The organism is Leptolyngbya sp. FACHB-711, from assembly GCF_014695615.1.
In the GTDB taxonomy this organism is placed as follows: Bacteria; Cyanobacteriota; Cyanobacteriia; order Elainellales; family Elainellaceae; genus Leptolyngbya_A.
Genome location: NZ_JACJOR010000092.1, coordinates 1 through 6675, shown reverse-complemented (window position 1 = coordinate 6675; position 6675 = coordinate 1). Strand labels below are relative to the sequence as shown.

Annotated in this window: 6 protein-coding genes; 3 read left to right on the top strand and 3 right to left on the bottom strand. The window is 52.3% G+C overall.

Annotation, left to right across the window (positions count from 1 at the left end; all coding sequences use genetic code 11):
• Both H6F80_RS02770 and H6F80_RS30570 read left to right on the top strand, forming a co-directional pair.
• A partial coding sequence (locus H6F80_RS02770; RefSeq protein WP_190790085.1) for a competence/damage-inducible protein A occupies positions 1-1194 on the top strand: 1194 nt, incomplete at its 5' end.
• Positions 1195-1443: 249 nt separating this feature from the next.
• Positions 1444-3108 carry an ATP-binding protein gene (locus H6F80_RS30570; protein ID WP_190790084.1) on the top strand — a complete coding sequence of 555 codons (1665 nt, stop codon included), beginning with the start codon at positions 1444-1446 and terminating at the stop codon, positions 3106-3108.
• 38 nt (positions 3109-3146) lie between these two features.
• On the opposite strand, the gene H6F80_RS30210 is transcribed toward H6F80_RS30570, so the two are convergent.
• The 3 genes from H6F80_RS30210 to H6F80_RS02750 all read right to left on the bottom strand — a co-directional run bounded on the left by H6F80_RS30210 (position 3147) and on the right by H6F80_RS02750 (position 5732).
• The gene (locus tag H6F80_RS30210; protein ID WP_190790083.1) at positions 3147-4619 is read right to left on the bottom strand and encodes a calcium-binding protein; all 1473 of its coding nucleotides are present in this window, start codon (positions 4617-4619) and stop codon (positions 3147-3149) included.
• A 391-nt stretch (positions 4620-5010) separates the two neighbouring features.
• The gene (locus H6F80_RS02755; RefSeq protein ID WP_190790082.1) at positions 5011-5385 is read right to left on the bottom strand and encodes a DUF4864 domain-containing protein; all 375 of its coding nucleotides are present in this window, start codon (positions 5383-5385) and stop codon (positions 5011-5013) included.
• A gap of 65 nt (positions 5386-5450) precedes the next feature.
• The gene (locus H6F80_RS02750) at positions 5451-5732 is read right to left on the bottom strand and encodes a hypothetical protein (RefSeq protein WP_190790081.1); all 282 of its coding nucleotides are present in this window, start codon (positions 5730-5732) and stop codon (positions 5451-5453) included.
• Positions 5733-6016: 284 nt separating this feature from the next.
• On the opposite strand from H6F80_RS02750, the gene H6F80_RS02745 reads away from it, so the two are divergent.
• A partial coding sequence (locus tag H6F80_RS02745) for a Na+ dependent nucleoside transporter N-terminal domain-containing protein (protein ID WP_277879015.1) occupies positions 6017-6675 on the top strand: 659 nt, incomplete at its 3' end.

Genomic DNA, 6675 nt, shown 5'->3' with positions numbered 1-6675 from the left:
AATGCCCAGTTTCTTGCCCAGGAACTTGCCCGGCTGGGAATTCCCCACTATTACCAGACAACCGTAGGCGACAACGTGCTGCGGCTACAAAAGGCGGTGGCAATTGCTTGCGAACGATCGCGCCTGCTGATTTTTACGGGCGGGCTAGGACCAACTCCCGATGATCTGACGACAGAGACACTGGCAGATTTTTTTGAAGTTCCTTTGATTGAACGATCGGACGTTCTGGAAGACATTGCCCAAAAGTTTGCTCGACGGGGACGGCAAATGTCGCCCAGCAACCGTAAGCAGGCGTTGATCCCACAGGGTGCTGAGGTGCTGCCTAATCCGGTTGGCACAGCTCCAGGTATTATCTGGCAGCCGCGTCCAGGACTGACGATCCTGACCTTTCCCGGTGTGCCCAGTGAAATGCAGGCAATGTGGCAGCAAACCGCCGTGCCGTTTCTTGAGAGCCAGGGCTGGGGACAGGAAATTATTTATAGCCGCACCCTGCGCTTTTGGGGCATTGGAGAGTCGGTGTTAGCCGAAAAAGTAGCCGCCTTTCTGAAGCTGGAAAACCCGACGGTTGCACCCTATGCGGGCAAAGGCGAAGTCAGGCTGCGGGTTTCGGCAAAGGCAACGAGCGAGGCAGAAGCCCTGAATCTGATTCATCCCGTCGCGCAGCAGCTTCGTGATCTGGCTGGCATAGACTATTACGGGGAAGACGAAGACACGCTAGCGGTGGCAGTCGGGACACTGCTGAAGGCAAAACAGCAAACTTTGGCAGTGGCAGAATCCTGTACAGGCGGTGGATTGGGTCAGCTTCTGACCGCAGTTTCCGGCAGCTCTGCCTACTTCTGGGGCGGTGTGATTTCCTACGATAATCACGTGAAGATCAATCTGCTGGGGGTCAACGCCGACGATCTGACTCAGCAGGGAGCCGTCAGCGATATTGTGGCGCAGCAAATGGCGATCGGCGTTCGAGAGCGGTTGGGAACTACCTGGAGTTTGAGTATTACTGGAGTTGCAGGACCAGATGGGGGTACAGCTACGAAGCCTGTCGGTCTCGTGTATATCGGCTTAGCGGGACCGGGAGCAGGTCAGGTTGAAAGCTTTCGGTATGAGTTTGGCGATCGAGGCCGGGAAATGGTGCGATGGTTGAGTACCTGCAACGCGCTAGATCGGCTGCGGCGGAGGCTGCTGTCCCGGAGCTGAATCAACACGGAATCGGCAATCCCTAAAGTAGACTGGAATCAGTCGTCTATTGAAGTTTGCCTGATTTGTCTACAAAAAAGTATAGGTATAGAGCAAAGTAGCAGGTAATTGTTGCTTCAATCAGGCGGATCGTTACGGCAAAAAGGAACTAAGGCTTGAATCCTGGCAAAGGCGATGATTACTTCCAATTGCAAACTGCTCCGCATCACAGCACGTTTCTTTTGATACTGCTCGCTCGGAGCCGTGAAGGTGCATAAAAAACTGCCTCGGCCGTCTCGTCTGCAAATCAGTTTGCGTGCCAAGCTGCTGATTGGGTTTAGCATTGCCTTCAGCCTGGTCTTTGCTGGCGCATTTTACTGGTTTTACTCGTTTACTACAGAAAAAACCATGTCGCGGCTTCGGGCAGATATGCGATCGACACTGGAGGGCGCAAAAGCAGGCGTTAGCGTCGATGATTTGCTGGGGCTATATCAGCAGGGCGATCGCAACGCGACAGGTTTCTCGGATGATCCACGCTATGAAAAAATTCTGAATTGGTTTCAGGTCGTTCACAGCTTGGAGCCGCGTGTTTGGCTGTACACCTATGTGGTTGGCTATCCTGCTGAAAATCGACGGGTTGGGGTAGCGCAGGCAAAGCCAAACGAACGGGAGATTGTTTATCTGGTCGATTTGTGGGCAGCTTATGATCCGGCAAAAGCGTCAAAGTTTCTAGAGTCCGATCGTGCTGGCGGAGCCGCTTATCAGGTTTTGCGCGAGAAGAATCTGGTTGAGGAAAGCCGAATTTACACCGACAAGTGGGGAAGCTGGCTCTCAGCCGTCACGCCGCTACTGGATCAAGAAGGCAAAATGGTGGCGGTGCTGGGGGTTGATATCGAAGCAAGCTACGTGCTGGAGGTGCAGCAGGCAATTCGCAATCGTGTTTTGGCATCCTTCATCGTCACTTACGGTGTTTTGTTTATCCTGATCTACGCGCTATCTGGAATTTTGACTCAACGCCTGAGTGAACTAACCGACTCCTCGGAGCAAATTGCTGCCGGAAACTACAATCTCAGTCTTCCTTCGAGCAGGGTGGTTTTTTCCGATGAACTGGATGTGCTGGCGCAGGTGTTTGAGGATATGGTTAAAAGCATTCGCCTCCGGGAGCAGCAAATTCGGGAAGGCAAAGAAGTGGAGTACGAAATTCGTCTGGCTTTGCAACAGGAGCGAGAACTGAGTGAGCTAAAGTCTCGCTTTGTCTCGATGGTGTCTCACGAACTGCGAACGCCGCTCACCGTCCTCCGAACTTCGCTTGAACTGCTGGAGCGGTATAGCCATATCGCCAGCGAGGACAAAAAGCAGGAATACTATCAGCGATGTCGATCGGCAATTCACACGATGGCTCAACTGCTGGAAGATGTGCTGACGATCGGCAAAACTGAGGCAGGCAAATTGTCCTTCAACCCCGCCCCGATCAACCTGCACAAGTTTTGTTTGGAACTGGTCGAGGAAATGCGGATGGGCAGTCAGGCTAGCCATTTTCTAGAGTTTTCCTGTCAGGGCAACTGCAAAGAAGTCTGCCTGGATCACGCCCTGCTGCGATCGATTCTCACCAACCTACTGACCAACGCCATCAAATATTCCCCACCCGGAAGCACTGTGATGTTTAGCCTCACCTGCATCGGAGGAACGGGGATTTTTCAGGTGAAGGATAGCGGCATTGGCATTCCTCAAGCCGATCAGTCGCGCCTGTTTGAGCTATTTCATCGCGCCAGCAATGTGAGTACAATTCGAGGCACTGGGCTGGGGCTGGCGATCGTGAAACAGTGCGTTCAGCATCACGGCGGTGACATCGGTTTTTCCAGCCAGGAAGGGATCGGGACGACGTTTACGGTCAAACTGCCGCTTTATAACGCCATCCCAACGGCTGTCGAATAGCCTTTCTCCGAATTGTCCTTTCTACCGAATTGCCCTTCCTAAGTCCAACCGATCGCAGCGGTATTGATGACCGATCGCAGGTCAGGAGCCATTTCAACCGTGTAGTTAAACGGCGAACTGCCGGAAACTATTTGCGTCATGGCTGTACCGTCTGGGCGACGCGGAGCAAACCAGGAGTTTGCACGAATCACCAGATTGCCTGCACTATTTTGGCTAATTGCAGTGATTTCAAGGCTGTTGGTTTTGCCGTCGCTCAGCACCGCAGACAGGTAGGCGGCTTCGGTCATTTCTCCGCTAGCCAGATTGAGACGGGCAATCACAGCCGCTTTTGGTCCTCCTCCCTTGCCATAGCTGCGAAGCCAGGGCTGCACTGCACTACCGCTGACCCGACGAAAATCCTGCTCGGGTGTGCCTTGAGTTCCATCTACGCTAAATACTGCATAAAGGTCAGTGCCGCTCCAGAACAAGCCATAGCCACGCCCGTCTGCTCCGGTCATCTCATAATTGGTTTTCACCCATTGATTTGCAGGATTGCTGCTGTCAAAGCTGGCGACGATGGGATTTTGATTAAGGCTTGTTACCTGTTGAGTACCAATGTAGATCGTCTGGGTGCCAATCTGAATCGAAGTGGCTCCCGTGGCAGCGATCGTAGCTTCGCTATCCGTGGGTAAAAACTTGAGACTACTCGTTTGTATGGAGGAGACTGACGGAGCAATAGGTGGGGAAACAGGCGGAGCAGGCGGAACCGATGGGACAGGTGGGGAAACAGGTGGATCGATCGATGACGAAGGAATGAGCGACGGATTTTGCAGCATGGCGATCGTTAGCCCGTCAGCGCGTACACTTCTCAAAATTGCCAGGTATTTTCCTGTCGCTATGTTTTGGACGATCGCACTCCCCGCCAGTTGCTCTGTGCCTGCAATAACCCGAATTTGCTGCGAAGAAGTCTGCCCAAATTCCAAGCGGTCTTCGCCTAGGGTGAAGTCGGTGATTACACTCGCCTTCGCAAGCTGAACACTGCCCGATTGCAGCCTAAATCGATCACCGTTCGCGCCGCCGGTAAGCTGGTCTGTGCCACCATTTCCGATTAGCACGTCTGCCCCTAAGCCGCCAATCAGTCGATCGTTGCCATTACCACCGATGAGATGGTCATTGCCTGCCTCGCCCGTAAGCTGATTTTTGCCATTGCCGCCCAATAGCCGATCATTACCCACCCCGCCGAATAAGCGATCGTTTCCCTGTTCGCCCGATAGCCAGTCTGAGCCGCCCAATCCCCGAATCTGATCGTCGCCCTCACCCCCCCGGATGCGATCGGCGGTGGTACTGCCCGTTAGTCTGTTGTTCAGGCGATTGCCAGCGATCGATCGTCCTGCCGAGAGCGATGAAAGCAACGGACTAGACTGGGCTTGTTGAGCAAAGAATGAGTGGTTAGCAGATAAGGGCGACTCCGAAGACAGGCTGGTGATGGAATAAGTTAACCGAAGAGGCTGCGAAAATTCTGCTTCGAGCATGATTTGTACCTTTTGCTTGACATCTACAAGTGCGCTGAAGTGCGACTGGCAGAGTCACCCTGTTTTAATGGACAGTAGGTAGATGAAGTAATTGGTTGACCTTTGCACCTACTCTGATTTCACCTGATCTCACTTTTGTTGTAGTTGCAGGCAGATCGAATTCACCTCAGAAAGTTCTCTGAGGGCTATCTAAAGATTTCATGAAGTAAGTTTAAGCAGATGCCAGTTGAGTCCGCAGCGATTCGAGGTTTTCCAGCCCCCTAAATCTCCCAACTCTAGGGGACTTGGAAGCCAGCAGCGATCGGCTTTTTGTCAGAAGTGCCCCCCAACCTTAGGGAACAATGGAGAACTGCTGCAACTCCTCAAGCCCTCTCGTTAAACCGCCGCAGGTTTATGTTCCTTCTCGATCGTTCGTCGTTTGCCCTTCGATCGGGACCAGTAAACAACCGTGGATTCGCCAGGTGCTATCGGGTTGCTGCTGCATAAGATACAGTGCCATAACCAGCTCGCCCTGATCGCTCATCAGCATAACTTTTTGGGCAGGCATGCCTTCGATCGTCGTGATGTCTTCAAAGATCACCGATCGTGGACGATACACTGGGGCATGACCAAGCCGAACCATCTGCATAAAGTCTTCGGGCGTCCCGCACTGTGCCTGAATTGCAGGACTGGCAAAGGCAAACGCCCCTGCCGCATCATCTTGCTGGAAGGCTTGAAGCTGGCGCTCAATAATGGAACGAATCGTATCGCGATCGGTTTGATTCACTCGGTTTAGCTGATGAGACAGAAGTCGATACAGGAAGACAGAAATATGGACAGTTGGAGTTAATGCTACTCAAACCAGTTGAGATTATCCCACGGCTGAACCGGGTCGGGCTTTTTAAGCTGGGTAGGCGGACGATCGCTGCTCCATGCCCACCAGGCAGCCCCACACTGACACTGGTAAAATTCCTGCCACTTGCGGTGATGGTCTTCGGTAAAAACAGGCGCTCGACGATTGATCCAGACTTTTTGAGCGTCTAGAACCAGCGATCGGCAGGAGGGACAGCAAAATTCGGTTGCGTGAATGGCAGAGCGAGTCCAGCCAGGCGGAGTCAGAGCGAAAGCGTCCATGCCATCAAGCCATTGAATAGTGAGATGTCCTTATCCTACTACTTTCTTTAGGCTAGAGATTTGGGGAGATAGGAAGATGAGGAGATAGGGGGATGGAGGGATAGCGTGGGAAGTTAAGCGGGGAAACTGAATTCCAGTAAATTGTGAACAATGGAAACAATTTGCGGCAGAAACAGCCCAGACTGAATTTATTGAAGTTTTAAGGGGTAGGTTAAAAGCGGAGATTTTGGGACTAAATTTAGTTCTGATGCCGAACGCCCTATCCTCAACCCAGCCAGCGCGCTATGAGCTACCTTAATATCCTTTCCTTTATCGGAATTTTCGCCCTTTGTGGAATTGCCTGGATCTGTTCTGAAAATCGCAGCCCTAAGTATTTTCCCTGGCGTGTGGTAATGATGGGTATCCTGTTGCAGCTTGTTTTGGGCGCACTGGTATTTGCGTTGCCAGGAACCCGCGATATTTTGAATGGATTTAGTCAAATTCTTGACAGTTTATTTATTGCGGCAGACTTTGGTGCCAGGTTTATTTTTGGGCGCAACATTGTTCCGCTGCCCAATCAGCCTTCGGATGTGAATCTGGGCTATATCTTCGCCTTTCGTGCCCTGCCTACCGTCGTCTTTTTCTCTGGACTGATGGCACTGCTATATCGCTTGGGCGTGATTCAGGTCATTACCAATCTGTTCGCTAAAATTTTCTATCGGCTAATGCGGCTGAGCGGGGCAGAGGCTCTAAGCGGTGCGGCAAATATTTTTGTGGGCATTGAGGCGGCGATCGTGGTGCGTCCTTTTATCACCAAAATGACCCGCAGCGAACTGTGCGCGATTCTTGCCTGCTGCTTTGGCACGGCAGCATCTTCAACGCTGGCAATTTACGTCAGCTTTTTGCGACCCGTGTTTCCAAATATTCTGGGGCACCTGGTGTCGGCTTCGATCATGGCAATTCC

Bases quoted from the DNA above. Each gene is read 5' to 3' on its own strand.
- H6F80_RS02750 (WP_190790081.1), bottom strand. From the start codon at position 5,732: ATGGACGCTTTCGCTCTGACTCCGCCTGGCTGGACTCGCTCTGCCATT.
- H6F80_RS30210 (WP_190790083.1), bottom strand. From the start codon at position 4,619: ATGCTCGAAGCAGAATTTTCGCAGCCTCTTCGGTTAACTTATTCCATC.